Source organism: Lysinimonas soli (genome assembly GCF_042655435.1).
In the GTDB taxonomy this organism is placed as follows: domain Bacteria; phylum Actinomycetota; class Actinomycetes; order Actinomycetales; family Microbacteriaceae; genus Lysinimonas; species Lysinimonas soli.
The window spans coordinates 21960-46815 of record NZ_JBHSMG010000006.1 but is presented as its reverse complement, the minus strand read 5'-3'; the positions used below and the strand labels follow the sequence as shown (position 1 = coordinate 46815).

Here is a 24856-nt window from a genome sequence, read left to right as displayed (position 1 = left end):
GGGCCGGATGACGGGGCGGGGCCGTCAGCGCGCGAGGTCTTTCGCAGCCTTTCTCAGCCATCCGCTGGGGCGCTCCTGCACGATGCCCTCGAGTTCGAGCAGACCCAGTTCGGCCCGCACCCGGTCGGCGGCCAGACCGGAGAGCGCGACGATCCGTTCGACGCTCCGACCGGACCGCTCGCTGAGCGCATCGAGAAGGCGCACCCGGGTGCCCGTCGGGTCGATCCCGACCGGGGGCGGCGCGGCGTCGGTGCTCGGCGAGGGCGAGGAATCCGCCACTGTCGGCACGAGTTCGGCCATCTCGTCGGGCGTCGTGACGCACACCGCCGTGAGGTCCCGGAGCAGGCGATGGCATCCGACCGACGCTGCGCTGGTCACCGGCCCCGGAACGGCTCCGATCGGGCGGCCGAGCGTCGCGGCGTGGTTGGCCGTGTTGAGCGAGCCGGACCGCCAGCCCGCCTCGACCACGACGGTGGCCCGGCTGGCGGCGGCGATGAGCCGATTCCGTTGCAGGAAGCGCCATCGGGTCGGAGCGGTTCCGCACGGCACCTCCGAGACGACCGCGCCGCGCTCGACGATGCGGGTGAGCAGGGCCTCGTGACCCGCCGGATAGAAGCGGTCGACTCCCCCGGCCAAGAACGCCACCGTCGCCCCCGAGCTCGCCAGAGCGGCGCGGTGCGCAATGCCGTCGATGCCGTAGGCGGCGCCCGAGACGATCGTGAGACCGCGGTCGGCGAGGCCGCTTGCCGCCTCGATCGTGACGTGCTCGCCGTAGCCCGTCGCGGCGCGCGCCCCGACGATGGCGATCGACCGCTCGAGCTGCCCGAGCATCCGGCTGTCGCCCCGCACCCACAGTGCGGCCGGTCGGTGCTCGCCGAGGTCGTCGAGACCGGTCGGCCATTCGGGGTCATCCGGTACGAGCAGCCGCGCCCCGAACCGGGCCGCCTGCCGCAGCGAACGCAGCACAGCGGGTACCTCAACCCGGGAGCGCCACCGCTTGACGGCGTCGACGGCGTCGTCGTGGGTGAGTTCGTGGTCGTCCGCGTCGGCGAGGGCATGCAGGATCGGGGCGACATCGTCGATGCTGCTCGCCGTGAGGGCGCGCACCGAGGCCTCGGCCCCGAGCACGTTCAGCAGATGACCGGCATCCCGATCACCGGGTTCGGCAAAGGTGCTCCACGCCGCGCGGGCGAACCGTTCCGCGAGCTGCTCGCGGCCGTACTCCCGTGACAGCTCCTCGGGCGAGAGGGCGCGCACGAGGGGTGCCACCACCGATTCCTGAATGCCGAGGATCGTCATCGTGCCGCCTTTCGCAGATAGAGGGCCCGGCCGACGTGGTCGGCATCCGGGCGCGGGGAGCCGTCGAGATCGCAGAGGGTCCAGGCGAGGCGGAGCACGCGGTCATAGCCGCGCATCGTGATCCCGCCGCGTTCGAGCGCGCGATCGAGTCCGAGGGTGGCACCGCGTTCCGGGGCCCCGGCGGGCGACCTCAGCCAGGTGCCCGCGACCTGCGCGTTGAGCCGCCACGCGGTGCCGCGCAGCCGCTCGGCCGCCGCGGCGCGGGCCTGCCGAACGCGTGCCCGCGCCGATTCGCTGTCGACCCGGTCGCCGGAGCCGGCGGCGCGGAGCTGCGCGGTCGTGATCCGGTGGACGTCCATGCGGATGTCGACGCGGTCGAGCAGCGGGCCGCTGAGTCGCCCCAGATAGCGACGCACGGCGAACGGCGTGCAGCGGCAGTCGCCGTCCCGGGTGCCCGCGTTGCCGCAGGGACAGGGGTTCGCGGCCAGGACGAGCTGAAAGCGCGCGGGGAACCGGGCGGTCGCGGTGGCCCGCGAGATCGCGATCTCGCCGGACTCGAGCGGCTGGCGCAGCGCGTCGAGCGCCGCCGGACTGAACTCCGGCGCCTCGTCGAGGAACAGGACGCCGTTCGCGGCCCGCGCCGCGGCTCCCGGGCGGATGACCCCGCTGCCGCCTCCGACGATCGCGGCCGCACTCGCGGTGTGGTGAGGCGCCTCGAACGGCGGCCTGAGCGACAGCCCGCCCCGCACCGGGATACCCGCAAGCGATCGGATCGAGGCCGTCTCGAGCGCCTCGTGCGGGGTCAACTGCGGCAGCAACGAAGGCAGTCTCGAGGCGAGCATCGTCTTGCCCGCACCCGGAGGGCCGAGCAGGTAGATGTGGTGACCGCCCGCCGCAGCGACCTGGATCGCCTCCACGGCGTCCGGATTGCCGATCACATCGGCTAGGTCGCCCTCCTCGTCGTGAGCCTCGTCGGGGGCGGCCGGGAGCAGTGCATCGAGCGGGATCGGCTCGAGCTCGGCCCCGTGCCAGATCGCCGCGTCGCGCAGCGAGACGACCCCGACCACGCGCACCCCGGGCACGAGAGCCGCTTCGTCGGCGTTACCGGCGGGAACGACCACGGTGTCGAAACCCGCCCGCACGGCCGCGAGCACGGCGGGCAGGATGCCGGCCAGCGGGCGCAGGCGCCCATCGAGCCCCAGCTCGCCGAGGTGCACGACGCGCGCGACGGAGTCGGCCGAGACCTGGTCGTCGGCGGCCAGGGCGGCCAGCGCGATGCCGAGATCGAAGCCCGAGCCGTGCTTGGGCAGTGCCGCGGGCGAGAGGTTCACGGTCAGCTTGCGAGCGGGCAGCGGGCAGCCGGAGTTGCCGGCCGCCGAGCGCACCCGGTCGCGGGCTTCGCCGAGCGCGGCATCGGGCAGGCCGATGAGCACGAACGAGGGCAGGTTGCTCGAGATGTCGGCCTCGATCTCGACCACCGCCCCGTCGAGCCCGAGCAGCGAGATCGCGTGGGCGCGCCCGATCGTCACGACGCGCATCCCGACGAGTCGACCATCAGAACACCCGCTCGAGATGCTCGATCGTGGCGGGGAGATCGCGCGGCGCGATGACGGCGATCGCGTCGATCCTGATGCGCCCCGCGCCGGGGTGCGCCTCGCACCAGGCACCGGCGAGCCGCCGCAGTCGCGCGAGCTTGGCCGCCGTGATCGCCTCGAGCGGATGCCCGAACGCCACGCTCGACCGCGTCTTGACCTCGACGAACACCACCTCGTCGCCGTCGCGCAGCACGAGGTCGATCTCGCCCTGCGGGCACCGCCAGTTGCGGTCGAGCAGGGTCAGCCCCCGGCGCAGCAGGTGGCGCGCGGCGAGGTCTTCTCCCCGGGCGCCCAGTTCGTCTTTCGCGGCCATGGTCCGAGAATGCCGCCCGGGCGTGCTCGAGGGGCCCTCTCGCCCCCAAGTGCCGGATGATCCGGCGCGCGATCCTCTGGGGACGACGGGAGGCGGCCCCGCCCCGCTAGCTCGGCCCCTCCCCCGCTAGCTGTACCCGGTACCCCGCGCCCTTGTGCTCCTCGGGCAGCCGGTCGCCGCGGCCGTGCAGCTTGTTGCGCAGCGTGCCCTCGGCGTACGACTCGGGGTAGGCGCCGCGCTCGCGCAGCACGGGGATCACGTGGTTCACGATGTCCTCGAAGGTTCCCGGGGTGATCGCATAGGCGAGGTTGAAGCCATCGACATCCGCCTCGTCCACCCACTCCTGCAGCTGGTCGGCGATCTGCTCGCCCGAGCCCACGATGAGCGGGCCGAGACCGCCGATCGCGCCGTGCCGCGCGATGTCGCGCACCGTGAACTCGCGACCGCGGTCGGCGGACTCCTGGAAGTTGGCGATGACCGACTGGATCGCGTTGCTCTTCACGTTGCCGACCGGCTCGTCGAGGTCGAACTCCGACAGGTCGACGCCCATCCAGCCCGACATGAAGACCAGCGCGCCCTCCTCGCTCGCGTAGCTCAGGTAGTTTTCGTACTTGGCCTGCGCCTTCTCGGGCGTCTCGTCGGTGATGATCGTGAGCAGCGTGTAGATCTTCGCCGAGTAGCGGTCGCGCCCGGCCGCCTCGAGGGCGTCGCGGATGCGCTTGACCGTCGAGGTCAGCACCTCCTTGGTGGGCGCGGCGACGAAGATCGCCTCGGCGTTGCCCGCGGCGAAGGCGATCCCACGGGGCGAGGCGCCTGCCTGGTAGATCACCGGGGTGCGCTGCGGCGACGGCTCGGAGATGTGGATGCCGGGCACGGTGAAGTGCTTGCCCTTGTGCCCGATCTCGTGCACCTTCGCGGGGTCGGTGAACACGCCGCTCTCCCGATCGCGGATGACCGCGTCGTCCTCCCAGGAGCCCTCCCACAGCTTGTAGAGCACCTCCAGGTACTCGTCGGCGTGGTCGTAGCGGTCGTCGTGCTCGAGCTGGTCCTCGGCGCCCATGTTGCGCGCGGCGGAGGGCAGGTAGCCGGTGACGACGTTCCAGCCGACACGGCCCTTCGTGAGGTGATCCAGCGTCGACATCCGGCGGGCGAACGGGTACGGGTGCTCGTAGGCCGTGCCGGCCGTCACGCCGAAGCCGAGGTTCTCGGTCACGTGGGCCATGGCCGAGATCAGCAGCACGGGGTCGTTGACCGGCACCTGCGCCGCGTGCCGGATCGCGGCTTCGTTGCTGCCCCCGTAGACGTCGTAGGTGCCCAGAACGTCGGCGATGAAGATGCCGTCGAAGGTGCCGCGCTCGAGAAGCTGGGCCAGCTCGGTCCAGTAGCCGAGGTCCTTGTAGCTCGCGGAGCGGTCATCCGGATGCCGCCACAGCCCCGAGGACTGGTGGGCGACGCAGTTCATGTCGAAGGCGTTGAAGCGGATCTGACGAGTCATGCGCCCCATGATCCGACATCCCCGACACCGCCTGGAGTCGGGCCGACACAAAGCGCAACGTAGGCTCGGGACGTGATCCTGCTCGCCGTCCTCCTGCTGGTCAACGCGGTCTTCAACGTGCTGGTCTGGCCGACCTTCTACCGCCGGGTCGCTCGCGACGAACGCGCCCGCGACGCGAACGGACGCCCGACGCGCTTTCTCATCGTGCACGCCGTGTTGATCGGCGCAGCCCTGCTGCTCGCGCTCGTCTCGGCCATCGCGGCGATCGTCGCGCTGGTGCTGCTCTAGCCTTTCTGGTCGAAGTACTCCGCGAAGAGCTGCTCGAGCGCGGGCTTCGGCTTCGCGCCGATGACGGTCTTGACGACCTCTCCCCCGCGGAACACCTTCATCGTCGGCAGCGCCGCCGCCCGGTACTGCTCCGCCGTCATGGGGTTGTCGTCGGCGTTGAGCGCGACGAAGGCGACCTCCGGATGCGCGATCGCGAGTTGCTCGAGCAGCGGGCTCAGCGCCCGGCAGGGCGGGCACCACTCGGCCCAGAAGTCCACGACCACCGGGCCGGAGGCCGCGAGCACGAGCTCGCCGAAATCGGCGTCGGTGACCGAACGGATGACGGACGAGTGCAGTGCGGGCATGGCGTGCCTCCGGGGTCGGGACGATGGGATCGGAACGATCAGTGCGCGGGCGAGAACTCGCAGCGGGCCTCGGGACGCGCGCTCGCGCTCTCGAGCAGCTCGCGCAGGGCATCCCGCCGCGCCGTGAGCTCGGCGATGCGACTGTCGAACTCGGCGATGGCCGCACGGTAGGCGAGCAGGGCATCCGGGCAGTCGTCGCCCTGGGCGTGCCCCGTCGTGAGGCAGTCGAGAAACGGCCGGCTCTGCTCGACGCGGATGCCGAGCGCGCTCACGCCGCGGATCTCGCGCACCAGCGCCACCGCATCCGCGTCGTAGTCGCGATAGCCGTTGGCCAGCCGCGTCGCGGTGAGCAAGCCCACCGACTCGTAGTACCGGACGGTCTTCGTGGTCACACCCGCCTCGCGGGCGAGTTCGCCGATCCTCATGTGCGCCTCCGAGAAACGACGCTAAACCCTGTCCCCAGGGGAAAGGTCAAGACTCCTTTCGAACGCCCGCGCGCCCGGTGAAGTGGTCCATCGTGTGGTTGATGCCGAAGAAGTCCATGGTGCGGTCGAACGCCCGCACCGGCAGGGCGCGCGTCGCCGGCATGACCCGGGCCAGCCACGGCATGATGAGCTGCTCGCGGCCGCTCTCGATGCCGTCGACGATCCGGCGCGCGACCTCCGCCTCTTTGAGGATGGGCAGCAGCCGCGGGAACCTGGTCTCGACGCCCTCGAACATGCCGGTGTCGATGTAGTACGGGCAGACGATCAGGGTGCGGATCGGGCTGCCCTGCGTGCGCAGTTCGTTGCGCAACGACTCCGTGAAGCCGACCGCCGCGAACTTGCTGGCCGAGTAGTCGGTCTGCTTGGCCACGCCGACCAGGCCGGCCGCGCTGGCAATCGTGACGACCGTGCCCCGGCCGCGCTCGGTCATGCCGCCCAGGAACGCCCGGGTGACCCAGTAGAGCGCGAGCGTGTTGACCGCGAAGGTGCGCTCGATCTGCGCGTCGCTCGCCTCGAGCAGGCTCGCGCCCGTCACGATCCCGGCGTTGTTGATCACGACGTCGACCGGCCCGGTGCCTCGCGCGGCCTCGGCGACCTGTTCGCGGTCGGCCACGTTGACGCGCACAGCTCGGGCGGAGCCGCCCTGAGCCACGATCTCGTCGCGGACCGCCTCCGCGCTGTCGAGCGCGAGGTCCCAGATGGTCACGACGGCTCCCCGTCGCGCGGCCTCGAGCGCCATCCGACGGCCCAGGCCGGAGCCTCCGCCGGTGATCACGACAGATGCTCCCCGCAGTGCGGTCTTCACGGCGTTCCCCTCTCCCGTCGCGACGATCCGCTACGCCGCGCGCTCAATCGGCGAGCGACTCCAGCACCGGCATCGGCGGAACGAAGAACGTGCTTCCGGTGACGGCGCGCGAGACATCGAGGATGCGATCGTACTGCCCGGGAGGCGCTCCCTGGAACATGCGCTGCAGCATCCGCTCGATCACCCACAACTGGGCGCTGTAGCCGATGAAGTAGGTTCCGAACTCTGCCTGACCCGGACGCCCGAACGGCATGTTGTCGCGCAGGATGTCGTGCTCGACCCCGTCGGCATCGGTGATCGTGTTGAGGTCCTTGTGCGAGGGGCGCGCTCCGTCGGGCAACTCGAGTTCGACGTTGTCGGCCTTGGTTCGACCGATGATCCGCTCCTGCTCGCTCGTGTCGATCGCCGCCCATGCGGTCAGATCGTGCAGGTACTTCTGCACCACGACGTAGCTGCCGCCACGGAAGCCGGGGTCGTCGTCGCCGACCAGCGACGCCTCGGCCATGCTCCGGCCGGTGGGGTTCTCGGTGCCGTCGACGAAGCCCAGCAGATCGCGCGCCTCGAAGTAGCGGAAGCCCTGCACCTCGTCGACGACGGTGACCGCGTCGCCAAGCGCATCCAGCAGCAGGCGTTCGAACTCGAAGCACAGGTCGTCGCGCTCCGCACGCACGTGGAACAGCAGGTCGCCCGGGGTCGACGGCGCGTCGTGCGCCGCGCCCTGGATCGCCGAGAACGGGCGCAGCTGGGCGGGGCGGGCGGTGAATCCGAGTCGATCCCAGGCGTCCGAGCCGATGCCGACGTTGCACGAGAGGTGGCCGTCGAGGTCGCGGAACCCCACCGTGCGCACCAGGCCGCCGACATCCCCGATGACGCTCTTCACCCGCGCGAGCGCCTCGTCACCCGCGCCGATCGTGAGCACGAGGAACACGGCGTAGCGCGACAGCGGCGCATTGACGCTCTGCGGTTCGATCGGAACGCGGTCCCAATTGTCATCGGCCATGCGGCTATTCTGGCCGATCACTCGCCTGGCCGATCACTCGTCGAGGGCGAGTTCCTTGGGCAGTTCGAGATCCTTGTCGCCGCGCACCTCGACGTTGACGTCTTTGAAGGTCAGCACCCGCACGCTCTTGACGAAGCGATCCGAGCGGTAGACATCCCACACCCAGACGTCGTTCATCGTGAGCTCGAAGTAGAAGTCGTTCTCGGTGTCGTGCCGCTCGAGGTTCACCTCGTTGGCGAGGTAGAAACGCCGCTCGGTCTCGACCACGTACTTGAACTGCCCCACCACGTCGCGGTACTCGCGGTAGAGAGCCAGTTCGACCTCACGGTCGTAGTCTTCGAACTCGTCCTCGTCCATCGGATCGAGTCTAGGCGACCGCCTCGGTTCCCTCTGCGTCGAGCAGTGCGGGCTGCCGCAGCCAACTCCAGCGGTGCAGAGGGCTCGGGCCCAGTTCGTCGATCGCCGCGTAGTGCTCCGCGCTCGCATAGCCCTTGTTCCCGGACCAGTGGTACCCGGGGTGCACGGCGTCGGCTTCGATCATCAGGCGGTCACGATGCACCTTGGCGAGCACGGATGCCGCGGCCACGACAGCGCAGTCCCGGTCGGCCTTGGCCCGGGTCGTCACGGTCGGCCGCGGCGCGCCATCCGGAATCGCCCCACCACGTCCGATCGCCGGCGTCAACCAGTCGTGCGAGCCGTCGAGCAGCACGACGGCACCCGCCATCTCGACTCCGTCGTCGTGCAGCTGCGCGAGCGCACGGGCGGCCGAGAGCCCGAGGGCGGCCACGATGCCGATCCGCTCGACCTCCTCGTTGGAGGCGAGACCGACCGCCGAGTGCAGGCTCCACGCGCCGACGAGCGGGAAGAGCTCTTCGCGCTTGGCCTCGCTGAGCATCTTCGAGTCGCGCAGGCCCTTCGGCGCACCACCAGGGCGACCGCCGAACACGCTGAGACCCACTGCGACCGGGCCGGCGATGGCTCCGCGGCCGACCTCGTCGCAGCCGATCACGAGCGCGGCACCCTCGCGGAGCATCGCGCGCTCCACGCGGAGCGTCGGATCGGCGACGACCATCAGCCGCCGCTCGTGGTCGAGGTGGGTGTCGGCGTCTGCGACCTGCCGGTGTTGTTCTGCCCGGAGCCGTCGCCCGACTCGACTCCCGCGAACACGAGCGGGTAGTCGTCGAGCATGGTCCAGCGATCGAGTGGCCAGCTGATCAGCACGGCACGGCCGACCACGTCGTCGAAGGGGACGAAACCGTTGCCCGGCTTGTCGCGGTTGTACCGCGAGTCGGCCGAGTTGTAGCGGTTGTCGCCCATGACCCAGAGCGAGTTCGGAGGCACCGTGACCGAGAAGTCGTCACGCGAGACCTTCGTCACTCCCGCGGGCAGCTGCAGGTACGGCTCGTCGAGGGGAACGCCGTTGACCGTCATCTGCCCGAACGCGTTGCAGCAGGCGACCTTGTCGCCCGGCAGGCCGATGACGCGCTTGACGAGGTGATCGTTGCTGTCGGGGGCGGTCAGGCCGACGATCGAGAGCGCCCAGTCGACGAAGCTCGCCACCGGGTTCGTCGACGGGGTCGAGGTGCTGGGCGGGAGCCACCCACCGGGATCCTTGAACACCACGATGTCGCCGTGTTGGATCGACATGACCTTGGGCACGAGCTCGTTCACGATGATGCGGTCGTTGACGTGGAGGGTGCCCTCCATCGACTCGGACGGGATGTAGAACGAACGGATCAGGAAGGTCTTGATCAGGAACGAGATGACGATCGCCGCGAGCAGGATGAGCAGGATGTCGCGCAGGAATCGCCAGACCGACTTGCCCCGGCTGGGCCGATCGCCCCGGCCGGCGGCCCCGGCATCCGGTGGGCCCGCGTCGACGGCGCGATCGCTGCCGGTCGCCGTCGCGGTGAGGGCGTCGAGCGAGGACGCGCTCAACGGGTTGCGCGCCGACGGCGCATCGTTCTGTGTCATGTCACCCCTGCGGTCCCAGTAAGCATATGTTGCCCGCCTGGCCGATCCGGCCGCGCGACGCGCTGGGTGTTAACGAACGATCCCGGCCGCAGCCTGGGGCTGGAGCCGGGATCGGTGGTTCAGACGCTGAAGGAGGGCGGACGACGCGTCACGCGTCGCGCTTCTCCTTGATCTTGGCCTTCTTGCCGCGAAGGCTGCGCAGGTAGTAGAGCTTGGCGCGACGCACGTCACCGCGGGTCACGAGCTCGATGTGGTCGATGACCGGCGAGTGCACCGGGAAGGTGCGCTCGACGCCGACCTGGAAGCTGATCTTGCGGACCGTGAAGGTCTCGCGGACGCCCTCGCCCGAGCGGCCGATGACGACGCCCTGGAACACCTGGATACGGGTGCGGGTGCCTTCGACGATGTTCACGTGCACCTTGACGTTGTCGCCGGCACGGAAGTCGGGGATGTCGGAACGGAGGGACGCAGCATCGACGGAGTCGAGGATGTGCATGGTGTTTCGCTCTCTGCGACCGCCACAGGTCGAACGCGTGCTCTCGGTATTCAGAAGGTGGATTCGTGCCCGGCGTCCGTCGCAGTTCGTCGAATGGACTCTGTGCGGCTCCCCTGTGGCAGAGCCAGACCAGGCACAAACGACCATTGTGCCATGACTTCGAGCCCGCGGGCAAAGCGAGGCCCCTCGACGTCCGGACCAATAGGCTCGAGCGGTGATCGAATTGCGTACCCCTTCCGAGATCGCCGAGCTGCGAACCGCCGGCCAATTCGTCGCGCGCGTGCTCGAGGCCACGCGCGACGCCGCGGATGTCGGGGTCAACATCCTCGATCTCGACCGCCTCGCGCACGACATGATCCGTGCCGAGGGCGCCGAGAGCTGCTACATCGACTACCACCCCTCATTCGGAGCCTCGCCCTTCGGCAAGGTGATCTGCATCTCGGTCAACGACGCCGTTCTGCACGGGCTGCCGCACGACTACGTGCTGCAGGACGGCGACCTTCTCTCGCTCGACTTCGCGGCCAGCGTGAACGGCTGGGTCAGCGACTCCGCGCTCAGCATCGTCGTGGGCACTCCGCGCGACGAGGACCTGCGTCTCATCGCGACCACGGAACGCGCCCTCGAGGCGGGAATCGCCCAGGCCGTCGTCGGCAACAAGATCGGCGACATCTCGGCGGCCATCGGTGACATCGCGCACGCGGCCAAGCTCAAGGTCAACACCGACTTCGGCGGCCACGGCGTGGGTCGCGTCATGCATGGCGACCCGCACATCCCGAATGACGGACGCGCGCACCGCGGACTGCCGCTGCGCGCCGGACTGGTGTTCGCGATCGAGCCGTGGTTCATGCTCGGCACCGACAAGATCTACACGGATGCCGACGGCTGGACCCTGCGCAGCCGCGACGGCTCGCGCGGCGCCCACAGCGAGCACACGATCGCCGTCACCGAGGACGGTCCGATCGTGCTGAGCGCACGGGAGCACTAGCACCCGCTGTGCCGTGCGGCACGGGTGACCGCGCTGCCCGTCAGTCGAGGAGTTCCGGTCGCACGCGTCGGGTGCGCTCGAGCTGCTGCTCACGTCGCCAGGCGGCGATCGCGGCGTGGTTGCCGCCGAGCAGCACGGGCGGCGTCTCCATCCCCCGCCAGGTCGACGGCTTGGTGTAGCTCGGATACTCGAGCAGACCGTCTTCGTGGCTCTCCTCGACGAGGCTCTCGGGGTTGCCCACGACGCCGGGGATGAGCCGGCCGACGGCTTCGATGACCACCATCGCCGCCACCTCGCCCCCGTTCAGCACGTAGTCGCCGATGCTCAGCTCGAGCACCTCGGCGCGCGTGCGGGTGTGCTCGATGACGCGCTGGTCGATGCCCTCGTAGCGGCCGCAGCAGAACACCAGGTGCTCCCGGGTGGAGAGCGCGCGCGCCATCGACTGCCGGAAGAGCTGCCCCGCGGGGGTCGGGAAGATGACGGTGGGCCGCGTTCCATCGGCCGTGCCGAGGAGAGCATCGAGCGCTTCACCCCACGGCTCGGGACGCATGACCATGCCCGCTCCCCCGCCGGAGGGCGTGTCATCCACGGTGCGGTGCCGATCGTGGGTGAAGTCGCGCAGGTCGTGGACGACGAGGTCGATGACCCCGTTCTGCCGGGCCCGTCCCAGCAGCGACACGTCGAGCACGGAGAAGAACTCCGGGAAGATCGTGACGATGTCGATGCGCACCCGTCGAGCCTAGTTGCGCGTCCGCGCCGGTATCCGCTACACGGTGTCGGGCGAGGCGCCGCGATGTCGACCCCACGAGGGGATGACGACCTCTCGTCCGACACCGTGTCGGCGCGGCCGGTGCCCTCCACCGATGTCACTCGGCGGCGCGCGCCCGGGGGCAGCGCGCGAGAGCCTCCCTCCATGCCCGTCATCAGCTACCGTCAGGCCCGGGCAGCCGGAGCGTCTCGAGCCGACCTCGCGCGGATGCTCCTGGACGGCAGCCTCCACCGCATCCGAACCGGCTGGTACGCGACCCCCGACACCCCCGACGACATCGTGACCGCCGTGCGCTGCGGCGGAACTCTGAGCTGTCGCGGCGCGCTCCGGCAGCACGGAATCTGGTGTCTCCCGGGTCCGGTCCACGCGCGAGTGCCGCCGCGCGGCAGGGTGCACGGATCGGCGGCTCGCATCCATCGCCTTCCCGGCTCGGCCGCCGCCGGAGTCGACGAGCTGCCGACGGCACTGCGTACGGCCGTGAGCTGCCTGCCAGCCGAGGAGGCGGTCTGCGCCATCGACTCGGTGCTCAACCTGGGTGCGATGACCATGTCACAGCTTGCGGGCACGCTCGACACCGCGCGGGGACGCAAGTTGCTTGCCCTCGCCGACGGTGGCGCCGCATCGGGCTTGGAGACGCTCGCCCGCCTGCGGCTGCGGGCGCGACGGCTGCCGGTGCGCGTTCAGGTGCCGATCGCGGGGGTGGGCCGGGTCGACCTCATCGTCGGCGATCGTCTGGTGGTCGAGCTCGACGGGGACGCCTGGCATTCCACCCCCGTGCAGCGCGAGACCGATCGGCGGCGCGATAGCGCCCTCGTCGGGCGCGGCTACCTCGCGATGCGGGCGGGGTACTCCCGGGTGATGGACGACTGGGCCGGCTTCGAGCGCGAGATCCTCGCCGTCGTGCGCCGACGCGAACACCGCTGGAGAGCGGTGCACGATGTCGGGCCAGGCGACGACGCGGCGCCGTCTCGGGCATAGGATGCGCGCTCGCCCGACATCGTGCCGCAGGGCGAGGCGGGGAGGGCAGGGTCAGTCGGTGGGTGCGCCGGGCGTCGCGGCGTCCGCGGGCTCTGCCGCGTCGGGCTCTGCCGCGTCGGGCTCGGCCGCGTCGGGCAACTCCTCGAAGAGGCCGGCGGGCGGCGTGACGGTCAGGGTGCCGGCCGCGATGTCCACCGACGGCACGATCGCCGCGACGAACGGCACCAGCACTTCGCCCGACGCCGTGGCGATCGCGAGAAGGTCCTGAGCCGGCAGATGGTCGACGCGAGTGACGTGTCCGACCTCCACGCCGTCCCGCAGAGCACGCAGTCCGACCAACTGGTAGTCGTACCAGGCGTCCTGCTCCTCGGGGAGCTGTGAGGGATCCTGGTCGACCCAGAGGATGGCCTTGACCAGGGTCTCGGCCGCGTCGCGATCGTTGACCCCGACGAAGAAGCCGACCGGATTGCCGTTGTACCAGCGCAGCTCGATCAGCTCGAGCGTCTTGCCATGCCACGGCGATGAGGTCGGCACCTGCAGCGTGAAGATCGCACCGGGGGTGAACCGTCGATCCGGATCGTCGGTGTAGAGCTCGATCTTGAGCGCGCCCTTGAGTCCGTGCGCCTTCGTCAGGCGACCGACCCGGACCTGATCCCGCGTCGTGCCCGCGCGGGCATCCGTCGTACGCGGAGCGGGGTGCTCGCTCACGCCTCGTCGGTGTCGACGACGTCGACGCGAACGCGCCGCCCGTCGGCGAGCGCAGTGACCAGCGTCCGCAGCGCCTTCGCGGTGCGACCGGCGCGCCCGATCACGCGGCCGAGGTCATCGGGATGCACGCGCACCTCGATGACCTCGCCGCGCGGCGAGGTGGACGAACCGACCTGCACCTCGTCGGGGTGATCGACGATCCCCTTGACGAGGTGCTCGACGGCGGAGTCGAGCATGACTAGGCCTTGTCGGCGTCGGCGGCGGGCGCCTCGTCGGCGGCGGCACCCGAGCCGACGGCCTCGTCGACCGCGTCTTCGGCGGGCGTGACGGTCTCGGCGGGAACCTCGGCGGCAGGGGCCTCCGGCATCTCGACAGCCTCGGCCGCCACGACGTCGTCCTCGACGGGAGCCGCGACCGGCTCGTCGACGGGGGCCTCGGCAACGGGCGCCTCAGCAGCCTTGACCGGCTTCTCGGCCTTGGCCTTGAGCACCGGCTTCTTCTTCTCGTCGGCGACGAACAACTCGGGCGCGGCCTTGGTGCGGACGGTGCTCTTGGCACCCTTCTCGCCCTTGAAGGTGCCCCAGTCGCCGGTCAGCTTGAGCAGCGCGGTGACCTGCTCGGTCGGCTGCGCGCCGACGCTGAGCCAGTACTGCGCGCGCGCCGAGTCGACCTCGATGAACGAGGGCTCCTCGGTCGGGTGGTACTTGCCGATCTCTTCGATCACGCGACCGTCGCGCTTGGTGCGCGAGTCGGCGACGACGATGCGGTAATACGGGGCACGGATCTTGCCGAGCCGCTTGAGGCGGATCTTGACAGCCACAATTCTCCTGAAACTGAAATATGCGATGGTCGAACTGCAACCGTGTGCGTGGGGCACACTCGGCAGAAAGCTCTGAAGGGGGATCTTCCGCGTCTGATAGAGGGTCGGACGCTGGAGACCCAACGCACTATTCTGGCAGATTTTCGCCGACCGAGGTAACGGCCTGTGCGCGAGGGCTTCGCGCGAGCTCTCGGCGACGGCTCAGCGCGACGCCGATGAGGCAGATCACCCCGCCCACGATGGCGAGCGGCACCGGGATCTCGCCGAAGAAGATCACCCCGAGCACGATCGCCAGCGGAGGAACGATATAGGTGGACACGCTCAAGCGTCCGGCCGGGGTGCGCTGCAGCGCGTAGGCCCAGGCGCTGAAGCCGAGGGCGGTCGGCACGATGCCCAGATAGACGACTCCGAGGATCGCCGAGACGGGAGCCGTCGCGAGCGACGAGATCAGCTGCCCCAAGAACGGGAGGCAGGCCAGCATGCCGATCAGGCATCCGAGGAAGGTCACCTGAGCGGCGGGCAGCCGCCGGATCGCGGGCTTCTGAACGAGAACACCGGTCGCGTAGGTGACGGCGGCGACCAGAGACCAGATCACGCCGATGGGATCGATGCCCCTGGCATTCGCGAGGCTCGTCGCGAGCCCGATGAGCACGACGCCGAGGAACGCGACGGCGGCTCCGATCGCGAGCCACCGCGGGATCCCCTCGCCGAGGAAGGCGCCGGCTCCGAGCGCGATCAGGATCGGCCCGATGTTGACGATCATGGCAGTGGTTCCCGCGTCGAGGCTGTGCTCGGCCAGGTTGAGGGCGACGTTGTACGCGCCGAACCAGGCGACACCGTAGACGGCCACCTGGATCCACTCGCGGCGGGTCGGACGCAGCCAGGCGCGCTGCGCGAGCGCGATCACCCCGAGAGCGACCGTGCCGACCATCAACCGGCCGAGCGCGAGCGCACCCCCCGGCACGTGCGGTGCCACTCCGCGGATCACGACGAAGGCGCTCGCCCACGCCAGCAGTGTGACCACGATCGCGATCGCGAGCAGGGCCCGAGAGCGCCGGGTGGCCTGAGGTGCCGCCGGAGAAGGTGAGTTCACCCTTCGACGCTAGAGCCCACCGCCGACTCGCGAGAGCGGATTCCGGACTTCACCGCACCGAATCCCGCCACTCAGGTTCTGCGACCTACAATCGTGTGGTGCGGAGCCATCGCCGGGTATGGCTGATCATCATCTCGTCCGGCTACGTGGTCGCCGCACTCGTCGTCGGCCTGTGGCCGACCCCGGTTGACGCAGGCATACGAACACAGATCGCGTCGGTGCTCGGAGCCCTGCACCACGCGGGTGCTCCCTCGACTCTCGACTACTCCACGCTGGAGTTCACAGCGAACATCGGCTTCTTCGTGCCCGTGGGCGCCTTGATCTGCTTGCTGCTTCCCGCTCGCCGGTGGTTCTTCGCGATCCCGATCGGCGCCGCGCTCTCGGGCATGATCGAGCTGAGTCAGCTGCTGCTTCTCCCCGCGCGTTTCGCGAGCTGGAACGACGTGCTCGCCAACACGACCGGCACCATCGTCGGTGTGATCCTGGTGCTGATGGCGCGCGGCATCCGCCGGCTGGTCCGTTCGGCGCCGGACGTCAGCCCAGCGAATCCCGCCACTTCAGCAGAGCGACGACGTGATCGAGACCGTAGTCGGGACCGCTCGTCGACGCCTCGAAGAGGGTGACCCCCAGCGCCAACTGCGCTTCGAGGGTCTCCACGTCGAGCGCGCCATCCTTCTCCCCCACGTGGGTCGAGAGCTCGATCTCGTGCGGGTCGCGTCCGATCTCGTCGCACCAGCGGTGCAGCACCGACAGCTTGTGGGTCAGGGTGTCGACATCCGCGAAGGAGTGCCAGATGTCGGCGTGCTCGGCGACGATCTTGAGCGTCTTGCGCTCGCCGCCCCCGCCGATCAGGATCGGGATCCTGCGGGTTGGCGCGGGGTTGAGCTTCTCCCACCGGGCGCGGATGCGCGGCAGGTCCTCGGCGAGCGCGTCCAGCCTGGTTCCCACGGTGCCGAAGTCGTAGCCGTACTCCGTGTAGTCGCGCTCGAACCATCCCGAGCCGGTGCCGAAGATGAACCGTCCCGCGCTGCCCGAATGCGCGCTGATGTGGTCGATCGTCCGCGCCATGTCGGCCTGCAGGTCGGGGTTGCGGTAGCTGTTGCAGTTGACGAGCGGCCCGAACTCGACGCGCGAGGTCTGCTCCGCCATCGCGGCGAGCATCGTCCAGGACTCGTAGTGCAACCCGTCGGACGGCCCGAACAGCGGGAAGAAGTGATCCCAGTTGAAGACGATGTCGACGCCGAGATCCTCCAGCCGTTGTACGGTGTCGCGGATCGTCGGGTAGAGGGCGTGCTGCGGCGCGATCTGAACGCCGACGCGGATGGGGCGGGAGCCGGTGGAGGTCATGTCATCAGCCTAAGACGATGCACCGGAGGCTCCCTCCACGCGCGACGCGTCGGCGCGCTGAGTCCCTCAGCGACCGAGGAACTTCTGCAGCGCCGCGAGCTCGTCCTCGCTCGGCGCGCCCGCCTTCGGCGCGCCGCCGAGCCCGAACCCCGAACCTGCCGGGGCGGACCCGATCGCCTTACCGCCCTGGGCGAGCGCCGCGTTCTCGGCCGCACGCTTGGCCGGATTGCCCGAGCGCGAGCCCTTCTTCTGCGGCTGCGGCTTCTTCTTGCCGCCGTAGCCCGCCCCCGGGATCGGCCCCATGCCCGGCACCTGGGGAACGCCGCCCTTGGCCACCGTCTTCATCATCTTGGCGGCCTGCTCGAAGCGGGCCACCAGCTGATTGACATCGGTCACGGTCGTGCCGGAGCCGCGAGCGATGCGCACCCGGCGCGACCCGTTGAGCACCTTCGGCGTGTGCCGCTCCTGCAGCGTCATCGACTGGATGATCGCCTCGGTGCGGGTGATCTCGCGCTCGTCGAAGTTGTCGAGTTGCTCGCGCATGCCGCGCGCACCAGGGAGCATGCCGAGCATCCCCTTGATCGAGCCCATGTTCTTGAGCTGCTGCATCTGCGTGAGGAAGTCGTCGAGGGTGAAGGTGTCGGTCGCGAACTTCTGGGCGACCTTGGCGGCCTCCTCCTCGTCGAAGGCCTGCTGCGCCTGCTCGATGAGGGTGAGGATGTCGCCGAGATCCAGGATGCGGCTGGCCATGCGATCCGGATAGAACGGCTCGAAGTCGTCGAGCCCCTCACCCGTGCTCGCGAACATGATTGGTCTACCGGTCACCGAGGCGACCGACAGGGCCGCACCGCCGCGGGCATCGCCGTCGAGCTTGGAGAGCACGACGCCGGTGAAGTCGACGCCGTCCTGGAAGGCGCGAGCCGTCGTCACGGCATCCTGGCCGATCATGGCGTCGATGACGAAGAGCACCTCGTCGGGGTCGACGGCCTTGCGGATGTCGGAGGCCTGCTTCATGAGCTCGGCGTCGATGCCCAGGCGGCCGGCCGTGTCGACGATCACGGTGTCGTACTGCTTGCGCTCGGCCTCCTTGACGCCGTCCTTGGCGACCTTGACCGGATTGCCGACCCCGTTGCCGGGTTCGGGGGCCCAGACCGGCACCCCGGCCTGTGCGCCGACGACCTGCAACTGCTGCACTGCCTGCGGGCGCTGCAGGTCGGCGGCGATGAGCATCGGGGTGTGGCCGTCCTTGACGAGCCACTTGGCCAGCTTGCCGGCGAGCGTCGTCTTGCCCGCGCCTTGCAGGCCCGCGAGCATGATGACGGTCGGGGGCTTCTTGGCGAACTGCAGACGGCGTTGCTCGCCACCGAGGATCGCCACGAGCTCCTCGTTGACGATCTGCACGACCTGCTGCGCGGGGTTGAGCGCCTTGTTCACCTCGTCGCCGAGGGCGCGCTCGCGCACCTTGCCGGTGAACTCCTTGACGACCTCGAGGGCGACATCCGCCTCGAGCAGGGCGCGGCGGATCTCGCGCACGGTGCCGTCGACGTCGGCGGGAGTGAGCTTGCCCTTGCCGCGCAGGTTGCGGAAGGTCGCGGTGAGGCGGTCCGAGAGGGTTCCGAAGGTGGCCATATCGGGATCCAGCTTAACCGGCGGATCGCGCGGGGCGCTCCGCGCGACGCTCTACAGGAACAGCAGCGCGGCGATCACCAGCACCACGAGCGACGGGAGCACCGAGAGCACGAGGGCGGTGACCGAGAGCGTCAGCTGAGCCCGGCGGATGATCCCGGTGAGGGCGAAGGCGATCGCGACGATGAGGAGGCCGACACCGACGAAGAACAGCGCGATGTAGATCGAGGTGGGTGCCGTCTTCGTATCGAGGGCGTCGGTGATGCCGGCGATGAAGCTCCAACCGGTCACGCCGCCGCCGACGAGGGCCAGCAGGATGGCGACGAGCGACGGCAGAGGCGAGTGCTTCTTCTTGACCGGCGTGGTCGACGTTGCGCCGCGCGCGGATGCGGGATGCGGTACCGCCGGATCGGGCGTGGACATGATCACCTCATCGTGCCGGGGACGGCCGGCGGCCCCAGCCTGCCACCGCGCCCGGCTCGCTCGCTAGCCTGAGGGCATGCCTCTTCTGCTCCCCTTCGATGGTCATGTTCCCGAGGTCGACGAGACGGCGTGGATCGCGCCGAACGCGACCCTGATCGGCCGGGTCCGCGTGCTCGCCAACGCGAGCGTGTTCTACGGCGCCGTGCTGCGCGGCGACATGGACTCGATCGTGCTCGGCGAGGGCAGCAACATCCAGGACAACTCGGTCGTGCACACCGACGAGGGCGTGCCCACGACGATCGGTGCGGGCGTCGGGATCGGGCACGGCGCGATCATTCACGGCACGACGATCGAGGACGGCTGTCTGATCGGCATGGGCGCGATGCTGCTGAACCGCTCCGTCATCCGGGCGGGCGCGTTCGTCGCCGCCGGCGCGCTCGTGCTCGAGGGGCAGGAGATCCCGGCCGGGATGCTCGCGGCCGGCGTTCCCGCGAAGCTGCGCGGCGAGCTCGACGAGGCCGGGCGCGAGCGCGTTCGGATCAACGCGATCGGCTACCAGCAGCTGGCGATGCGCCACAAGTCCGAGCAGGGCTGAGTTCGCGGCGGGTCAGGCGACGAGTTGCGCCGCGAACACCCGCGCCGTGAAGCCGGTGAGGTCGCCGATCGACTCGCCCTGGCCGATCAGCTTGATCGGAATGCCGGTTCGCTCCTGCACCGCGAGCACGAACCCCCCCTTGGCCGAGCCGTCGAGCTTGGTGAGCACGAGCCCGGTCACGCCCGCGTGCTCGATGAACGCCTCCGCCTGCGCCAGCCCGTTCTGCCCCGTGGTCGCGTCGAGCACCAGCAGCACCTCGGCGATGGGAGCGAGCTTCTCGACCACGCGGCGCACCTTGCTCAGCTCGTCCATGAGCCCGCTCTTGGTCTGCAGCCGACCCGCGGTGTCGATCAGGACGATCTCGATGCCGTCGCGCTGCGCCCTCTCGACGGTCTGGAACGCCACCGAGGCCGGGTCCTGCCCCGGATGCTCGGGCCGCACCACCTGCGCGCCGGCCCGTTCCGCCCAGGTCGCCACCTGCTCCACCGCCGCCGCACGGAAGGTGTCGGCCGCGCCGACGATCACCGATCGGCCGTAGTTCGTCAGGAACTTGGCGAACTTGCCGATCGTCGTCGTCTTGCCGACCCCGTTCACGCCGACCACGAGCACCACCGCGGGGCGATTGGTGAGGGTGAGGGTCGGGTCGAGGCGCTCGAGACGTTCCTCGATGACCTCTCGCAGCATCCGCTGCAGGTCCTTCGGGTCGGTCGTCTTGAATCGCGCGACGTTCGCCCGCAGCTGCTCGACGATCGCATCGGTGACGTCGGGGCCGAAATCGGCCGCGATCAGGGCGTCCTCGAGCTCGGACCAGGTGTCGTCATCGATCGTCTTGCGCGCGAACATCCCGCGCAGAGCGCCGCCGAGCGACCAGGGTGAAGCCATGCGGTCAGCCTAGCCAGCGCGCACGACCACCGGCGACGCCGGCGGCGGCCGGCCCGGCACCCGGCACCCGACAGCCGGTCCGGTGTCCGACGACGCAGCCCGCATCGGCGAGGATGGGATCCATGACCTTCGCCTTCATCCGCCACGGCCAGACCGACTGGAACCGCGACGACAAGCTGCAGGGGTCGAGCGACATCCCCCTCAACGCCACGGGGCGCGAGCAGGCGCACGAGGCCGCGCGGATCCTGGCGGACGGGACCTGGCAGGCCGTCGTCAGCTCCCCGCTGCTGCGGGCACGGGAGACCGCCGAGATCATCGCGCGGGATCTGGGGCTCGAGCTCGGCCCGAGCTATACCGAACTCGTCGAGCGCGACTACGGGCCGCTCGAGGGCAGCCCGTCGAGTGAGACGATGGCGCGCTGGCCGAACCGGCAATACCCGGGTGCCGAGACCATCCACTCCGTCGTGTCGCGCGGGCTCGCCGGACTGGCGCGGATCGCAGCGGACTACCCGGATCGAGACGTCGTCATCGTGTGCCACGGCACGATCATCCGCTACACGCTCGCCGCGCTTGCCGGACGGCCGGTCGAGGGCATCCGCAACGGCTCGATCTCGACGTTCCGACTCGACGGCGACCGCTGGGAGGTGCTGACGGTCAACGGAGCGCCGCTGCTGCCGCCGACCCCCGAGGAACTGGATGCCTGGGCCGGCGCCGCGCCCGTGGTCGATCCGCGGGGCATCGCCGGCTGAGCCGGGCCACCGGGAGCGGCCGCGCTAGGCCGGGCGGGCCTCGGGCGTCGCCACGCGCTGACCGACGACGGCGCTCACCCCGTCCTGCCGCATCGAGACGCCGTACAGAGCATCCGCGATCTCCATGGTGCGCTTCTGGTGGGTGATGACGATCAGCTGCGAGCTCTGCCGCAGGTCCTGCATGATCGTCAGCAGCCGGCCCAGGTTGGCGTCGTCGAGGGCCGCCTCGACCTCGTCCATGATGTAGAACGGGCTGGGGCGGGCCTTGAAGATCGCGATCAGCAGGGCGACGGCCGCGAGCGAGCGCTCGCCGCCGCTCAGCAGCGAGAGCCGCTCGATCTTCTTGCCCGCGGGCTTGACGGTGACCTCGATGCCGGTCGTGAGCAGCTCGTCGGGGTTGGTCAGGAACAGGCTGCCCGTGCCGCCCGGGAACAGCACGGGGAACACCTCGTCGAACGCCGCGCGGGTGTCGTCGAAGGCCGCGGCGAAGATGGTCTGCATCTTCTCGTCGATCTCGTCGATGATCGTCAGCAGGTCTTTGCGGGTGGCGGCGAGGTCGGCCAGCTGCTCGGTCAGGAACTTGTGGCGCTGCTCGAGCGCGGCGAACTCCTCGAGCGCGAGCGGGTTCACCCGGCCGAGCTGGCCGAGCTTGCGCTCGGCGGCGGCGAGCCGCGCCTGCTGCCTGGCGCGGTCGAAGACGGTCGTCGCGGACTCGCGCGACTCGACCTCGCCTTCGGGCTCCTCCGAGACGCCGACGCGCACGTCCGCGGGCACCGGAACGTCGGGTCCGTACTCGGCCACGAGCACCTCTTCGTCGAGTCCGAGCTCCTCAGCAGCCCGCTCGAGCAGCGACGAGAGGTGCAGCCGCTTCTCGTAGGCCTGCATCTCGAGCCCGTGGACGTTGTCGTTGAGGGCCTGGAAACGGTCGCGCAGACCGCTCTCGTTGCGGCGCAGCTCCGCGAGCTCCTCGTTCTGCTTGGCGCGCTCGGCCTCGGCGGCGGCCAGGGCGACCCGGGCCTCGGAGACCGAGCGGTCGGCGACATCCAGAACCGCGGGAAGCGCATCGGTGACCCTGGTCGCCGCCACCACCTGGCGCTGGCGCAGCACGGCGAGGCGCGCCGACTCCTCGGCGGCGGCGCGCTCCGCCTCGAGCTGGCGCTGCAGCGAGTCGGCCTGCGCGTGCTGGGCGCGCACCCGCTCGCGTGCCGTCTCGAGGTCGATCCGCGCCTGCACCTCCGCCGCCCGTGCCGCCTCGAGCTCGGCCACGAGGGCGTCGCGCGCCGAGACGTCGAGGATGGGACGGGGCGTCGCGGCGTGCGCGTCGCGATCGCCGATCGCGCGCTCGACCGCCGAGTCGGCCGACTCCACGGCCTCGGTCAGCTGGCGCACCGCCTCGGCGAGGCGCTCCCCCTCGGCGGTCGCGCCCTCCAGCTGGGCGCGCGAGCGACCGACCGCCTGGCTGCGGTCGGCGAGGCGCGCGTCGAAGGCCTTGAGCGCGGCGGCGGCCTGAGCGGCATCGATCTGTGCGCCGTCGAGGGCTTCGCGCTTCTCGGCCAGTGCGAAGCGGCTCCGCTCGATCGCGGTCGTGACCCCGACGAGCTTCTCCTGTGCGGCGTCGCGCTCGGCGATGAGTTCGAGCGTGCTGCGGCCGGCACCGGACCCGCCGCGCAGCACGTACTCGCTGAGCACGTCGCCGTCGCGGGTGATGACCGTGAGGCCGCCGATCCGGGCCAGCGCGGGCCAGACGGCGCGCGCGAGCTCCAGGTCGGGCACGACGACCGTACGGGCCAGCAGGCCGCGGATGCCGGAGGGCGCGGTCACGAGCGCCGCGGCGGACTCGACGCCGGCGGGCAGCCCCGAGAGCTCGTCGGCGGCAGTCCCGTCGGCCACCACGATCTCGACCCGGCCGGCGTCGCTGTCGCGGGCCTGGGCGAGCGCCGAGAGGCCGGAATCGCGCGTATCGGCGAGCACGGCGTCGGCGAGGCTGCCGAGTGCGGCGGCGATCGCCGCCTCGTAGCCGGGTTCGACCTGCATGTGCTGGGCCACGAGCCCGCGGATGCCGCCCGCGCCCATGATCGACGCCGACCCGTCCTTCTGCTCGACGGCCATCGTGAGCGCGCTCGTTCGGGCGGCGAGCGCGTCGCGCTCGCGCTCGGAGGCGTGCACCTCGTCGCGCAGCGTCTCGACCTCGGCCTGCAGCGCCGTGACGATGACGTCGGCGGCCTCGACCGCGGCGGCGAGCTCGACATCCGAACCGCCCTCCTCGACGTCGCCCTCGATCTCGAGCAGTTCGGCGCGCGCGCGTTCCCGGCGCTGCTCCGCCGCCTCGAGCGCTGCGCGCTGGCGGTCCAGCTCACCGCGGGTCGCCGTGCGACGGGACTCCGCGGCATCCACCTGTCCGGCCAGGCGGCCCTGCTCGAGGTCGTGCTGCGAGAGCAGGGCGCTCTGGGCGCTGATCTCGTCGTCGAGCGAGTCGAGCGAGGCCTTCGCGGTCGCGGTCACCGCGCTGGCCCTGCCGAGTCGCGTCTCGACCTCGGCGACCCCCGCGGCCAGGCGGAGGGCCTCCTCGCGCGCATCCTCGACCATGCGCGGCGAGATCGTCGTCGTCATGCCCGGCAGCTCGGCCTGCTGCCCGAGCAGGGAGAGCCGCTGGTTGGCGAGGGTGAACAGCGAGCGCAGGTGGTCCTGCACCTGCTCCAGGCCGAAGGCGATCCGCCGAGCGGCGTCGACCGAGTCGCCCGTCATGGTCTGCTCGAGCCGGGCCTGCCGCAGCTTGGCCTGGTCGAGCTGCTCCTGCAGCACGAGACGCTCGGTCTTGCGCTCGCCCTCGGTGCGGCTGACGTCGTTGATCGCCGAGCGCAGCTCGACGACCTCGTCGGCCAGCAGTCGGGCGCGCGCATCGCGCACGATCGCGGCGATGGTCTGCGCCTCTCGGGCGATCTCGGCCTGGTGCCCCAGTGGCTTCAGCTGTCGCCGGATCTCGCCGGCCAGATCCGAGAGCCGGGTCAGGTTGGTCTGCATCGCGTCGAGCTTGCGCAGGGTCTTCTCTTTGCGCCGGCGGTGCTTGAGGATGCCCGCCGCCTCCTCGATGAAGCCACGGCGCTCCTCGGGGGTGGCGTGCAGCACCTGGTCGAGCTGGCCCTGACCGACGATGACGTGCATCTCGCGGCCGAGGCCGGAGTCGCTCAGCAGCTCCTGCACGTCGAGCAGACGGCACTGCTCGCCGTTGATCGCGTACTCGCTTCCGCCGTTGCGGAACAGCGTGCGCGAGATGGTGACCTCGCTGTAGTCGATGGGCAGGGCGCCATCCGCGTTGTCGATCGTCAGCAGCACCTCGGCGCGACCGAGCGGACCCTTGGTGGCCGTGCCGGCGAAGATGACGTCTTCCATCTTGCCGCCACGCAAGGTCTTGGCCCCCTGCTCGCCCATGACCCAGGCGAGCGCGTCGACGACGTTGGACTTGCCCGAGCCGTTGGGCCCGACGACGCAAGTCACGCCCGGTTCGAAGGCGAAGGTGGTGGGTTGCGCGAACGACTTGAAGCCCTTGAGGGTCAGGCTCTTCAGATACACGCGACCCCCTTCCTGCTCGACATCGCGTCGGCGACTGCGACAACGGTACCGGACGGGCGCGCCCGGCCCGGCCCGTGGCACGGCGCCGTGCGCCTGCCGCGTCGTGAGATTTGTCACCCCCGGTTCGTGACATGGGCACTGGGCACCGGTCCCCGCCGGCCGACCCGATGAGGGCATGACCAGCGCCGGCACGCGCTGACGGCGACGGCTGCGGAGT

27 protein-coding genes and 1 pseudogene are annotated in these 24856 nt (G+C 70.4%); 6 read left to right on the top strand and 22 right to left on the bottom strand.

What is annotated here, in order from left to right:
- Positions 1-24: 24 nt before the first annotated feature.
- The 4 genes from dprA to ACFPJ4_RS15150 form a co-directional block, all read right to left on the bottom strand.
- Entirely contained in the window at positions 25-1299 is a 1275-nt protein-coding gene (dprA, locus tag ACFPJ4_RS15165; protein ID WP_386741319.1) for a DNA-processing protein DprA, read from the bottom strand.
- Entirely contained in the window at positions 1296-2828 is a 1533-nt protein-coding gene (locus ACFPJ4_RS15160) for a YifB family Mg chelatase-like AAA ATPase (protein ID WP_386741377.1), read from the bottom strand. The genes dprA and ACFPJ4_RS15160 overlap by 4 nt, the downstream gene beginning before the upstream one ends.
- 25 nt (positions 2829-2853) lie before the next feature.
- Positions 2854-3207 (bottom strand): YraN family protein, encoded by a 354-nt coding sequence (locus ACFPJ4_RS15155; protein WP_386741318.1) that lies wholly within the window; start codon positions 3205-3207, stop codon positions 2854-2856.
- 106 nt (positions 3208-3313) lie between these two features.
- Positions 3314-4702: an LLM class flavin-dependent oxidoreductase gene (locus tag ACFPJ4_RS15150; protein WP_386741317.1), complete on the bottom strand. Its 1389-nt coding sequence runs from the start codon at positions 4700-4702 to the stop codon at positions 3314-3316.
- 72 nt (positions 4703-4774) lie between these two features.
- On the opposite strand from ACFPJ4_RS15150, the gene ACFPJ4_RS15145 reads away from it, so the two are divergent.
- Complete coding sequence (locus ACFPJ4_RS15145) at positions 4775-4990, top strand: SCO4848 family membrane protein (protein WP_386741316.1); 216 nt, start codon at positions 4775-4777, stop codon at positions 4988-4990.
- On the opposite strand, the gene ACFPJ4_RS15140 is transcribed toward ACFPJ4_RS15145, so the two are convergent.
- The 8 genes from ACFPJ4_RS15140 to rplS form a co-directional block, all read right to left on the bottom strand.
- Entirely contained in the window at positions 4987-5334 is a 348-nt protein-coding gene (locus ACFPJ4_RS15140; RefSeq protein WP_386741315.1) for a thioredoxin family protein, read from the bottom strand. The two genes, ACFPJ4_RS15145 and ACFPJ4_RS15140, sit on opposite strands and share 4 nt — an antisense overlap.
- A 38-nt stretch (positions 5335-5372) precedes the next feature.
- Complete coding sequence (locus ACFPJ4_RS15135) at positions 5373-5759, bottom strand: MerR family DNA-binding transcriptional regulator (protein WP_386741313.1); 387 nt, start codon at positions 5757-5759, stop codon at positions 5373-5375.
- A gap of 46 nt (positions 5760-5805) precedes the next feature.
- Positions 5806-6624, bottom strand: coding sequence for an SDR family oxidoreductase (locus ACFPJ4_RS15130; protein ID WP_386741312.1), 819 nt, complete (start codon positions 6622-6624; stop codon positions 5806-5808).
- 43 nt (positions 6625-6667) lie between these two features.
- Positions 6668-7624, bottom strand: a complete 957-nt coding sequence (locus tag ACFPJ4_RS15125; protein WP_386741311.1) for a Dyp-type peroxidase — start codon at positions 7622-7624, stop codon at positions 6668-6670.
- Positions 7625-7657: 33 nt separating this feature from the next.
- Positions 7658-7981, bottom strand: a complete 324-nt coding sequence (locus tag ACFPJ4_RS15120; protein ID WP_386741309.1) for a DUF2469 family protein — start codon at positions 7979-7981, stop codon at positions 7658-7660.
- A gap of 10 nt (positions 7982-7991) precedes the next feature.
- Positions 7992-8696, bottom strand: a complete 705-nt coding sequence (locus tag ACFPJ4_RS15115) for a ribonuclease HII (protein ID WP_386741308.1) — start codon at positions 8694-8696, stop codon at positions 7992-7994.
- Positions 8696-9598 (bottom strand): signal peptidase I, encoded by a 903-nt coding sequence (gene lepB, locus ACFPJ4_RS15110; RefSeq protein WP_386741307.1) that lies wholly within the window; start codon positions 9596-9598, stop codon positions 8696-8698. Before lepB ends, ACFPJ4_RS15115 begins: the two co-directional genes overlap by 1 nt.
- Before the next feature lie 148 nt (positions 9599-9746).
- Complete coding sequence (gene rplS / locus ACFPJ4_RS15105) at positions 9747-10094, bottom strand: 50S ribosomal protein L19 (RefSeq protein ID WP_386741306.1); 348 nt, start codon at positions 10092-10094, stop codon at positions 9747-9749.
- 214 nt (positions 10095-10308) lie between these two features.
- On the opposite strand from rplS, the gene map reads away from it, so the two are divergent.
- Complete coding sequence (gene map / locus ACFPJ4_RS15100) at positions 10309-11079, top strand: type I methionyl aminopeptidase (RefSeq protein ID WP_386741305.1); 771 nt, start codon at positions 10309-10311, stop codon at positions 11077-11079.
- Positions 11080-11119: 40 nt separating this feature from the next.
- On the opposite strand, the gene trmD is transcribed toward map, so the two are convergent.
- Positions 11120-11809, bottom strand: a complete 690-nt coding sequence (trmD, locus tag ACFPJ4_RS15095) for a tRNA (guanosine(37)-N1)-methyltransferase TrmD (protein ID WP_386741304.1) — start codon at positions 11807-11809, stop codon at positions 11120-11122.
- Positions 11810-11992: 183 nt separating this feature from the next.
- Here trmD and ACFPJ4_RS15090 point away from each other — a divergent pair, with 183 nt between their 5' ends.
- Positions 11993-12826, top strand: coding sequence for a DUF559 domain-containing protein (locus tag ACFPJ4_RS15090; protein ID WP_386741302.1), 834 nt, complete (start codon positions 11993-11995; stop codon positions 12824-12826).
- A 51-nt stretch (positions 12827-12877) separates the two neighbouring features.
- Here ACFPJ4_RS15090 and rimM read toward each other — a convergent pair whose 3' ends face one another.
- The 4 genes and pseudogenes from rimM to ACFPJ4_RS15070 all read right to left on the bottom strand — a co-directional run bounded on the left by rimM (position 12878) and on the right by ACFPJ4_RS15070 (position 15447).
- Positions 12878-13534, bottom strand: a complete 657-nt coding sequence (gene rimM / locus ACFPJ4_RS15085) for a ribosome maturation factor RimM (RefSeq protein WP_386741301.1) — start codon at positions 13532-13534, stop codon at positions 12878-12880.
- The gene (locus ACFPJ4_RS15080) at positions 13531-13770 is read right to left on the bottom strand and encodes an RNA-binding protein (protein WP_386741300.1); all 240 of its coding nucleotides are present in this window, start codon (positions 13768-13770) and stop codon (positions 13531-13533) included. The genes rimM and ACFPJ4_RS15080 overlap by 4 nt, the downstream gene beginning before the upstream one ends.
- 173 nt (positions 13771-13943) lie before the next feature.
- Positions 13944-14354, bottom strand: a pseudogene (rpsP, locus tag ACFPJ4_RS15075) (30S ribosomal protein S16); the annotation flags it as partial.
- 127 nt (positions 14355-14481) lie between these two features.
- The gene (locus ACFPJ4_RS15070; RefSeq protein WP_386741299.1) at positions 14482-15447 is read right to left on the bottom strand and encodes a DMT family transporter; all 966 of its coding nucleotides are present in this window, start codon (positions 15445-15447) and stop codon (positions 14482-14484) included.
- A 98-nt stretch (positions 15448-15545) separates the two neighbouring features.
- Here ACFPJ4_RS15070 and ACFPJ4_RS15065 point away from each other — a divergent pair, with 98 nt between their 5' ends.
- A complete protein-coding gene (locus ACFPJ4_RS15065; RefSeq protein ID WP_386741298.1) occupies positions 15546-16070 on the top strand; it encodes a VanZ family protein in 525 nt (174 codons plus the stop codon).
- Here ACFPJ4_RS15065 and ACFPJ4_RS15060 read toward each other — a convergent pair.
- From ACFPJ4_RS15060 to ACFPJ4_RS15050, 3 genes are all read right to left on the bottom strand, one after another.
- A complete protein-coding gene (locus ACFPJ4_RS15060; RefSeq protein ID WP_386741297.1) occupies positions 15982-16794 on the bottom strand; it encodes an LLM class F420-dependent oxidoreductase in 813 nt (270 codons plus the stop codon). The genes ACFPJ4_RS15065 and ACFPJ4_RS15060 overlap by 89 nt on opposite strands.
- Before the next feature lie 66 nt (positions 16795-16860).
- The gene (ffh, locus tag ACFPJ4_RS15055; RefSeq protein ID WP_386741296.1) at positions 16861-18423 is read right to left on the bottom strand and encodes a signal recognition particle protein; all 1563 of its coding nucleotides are present in this window, start codon (positions 18421-18423) and stop codon (positions 16861-16863) included.
- Positions 18424-18474: 51 nt separating this feature from the next.
- Positions 18475-18843 carry a tetraspanin family protein gene (locus tag ACFPJ4_RS15050; RefSeq protein ID WP_386741295.1) on the bottom strand — a complete coding sequence of 123 codons (369 nt, stop codon included), beginning with the start codon at positions 18841-18843 and terminating at the stop codon, positions 18475-18477.
- Between the two features lie 76 nt (positions 18844-18919).
- Here ACFPJ4_RS15050 and ACFPJ4_RS15045 point away from each other — a divergent pair, with 76 nt between their 5' ends.
- Positions 18920-19438: a gamma carbonic anhydrase family protein gene (locus ACFPJ4_RS15045; protein WP_386741294.1), complete on the top strand. Its 519-nt coding sequence runs from the start codon at positions 18920-18922 to the stop codon at positions 19436-19438.
- 12 nt (positions 19439-19450) lie between these two features.
- Here ACFPJ4_RS15045 and ftsY read toward each other — a convergent pair whose 3' ends face one another.
- Positions 19451-20320, bottom strand: coding sequence for a signal recognition particle-docking protein FtsY (ftsY, locus tag ACFPJ4_RS15040; RefSeq protein WP_386741293.1), 870 nt, complete (start codon positions 20318-20320; stop codon positions 19451-19453).
- A 122-nt stretch (positions 20321-20442) separates the two neighbouring features.
- On the opposite strand from ftsY, the gene ACFPJ4_RS15035 reads away from it, so the two are divergent.
- Positions 20443-21069 (top strand): histidine phosphatase family protein, encoded by a 627-nt coding sequence (locus ACFPJ4_RS15035; RefSeq protein WP_386741292.1) that lies wholly within the window; start codon positions 20443-20445, stop codon positions 21067-21069.
- 24 nt (positions 21070-21093) lie between these two features.
- On the opposite strand, the gene smc is transcribed toward ACFPJ4_RS15035, so the two are convergent.
- Positions 21094-24639: a chromosome segregation protein SMC gene (smc, locus tag ACFPJ4_RS15030; protein ID WP_386741291.1), complete on the bottom strand. Its 3546-nt coding sequence runs from the start codon at positions 24637-24639 to the stop codon at positions 21094-21096.
- Positions 24640-24856: the final 217 nt, after the last annotated feature.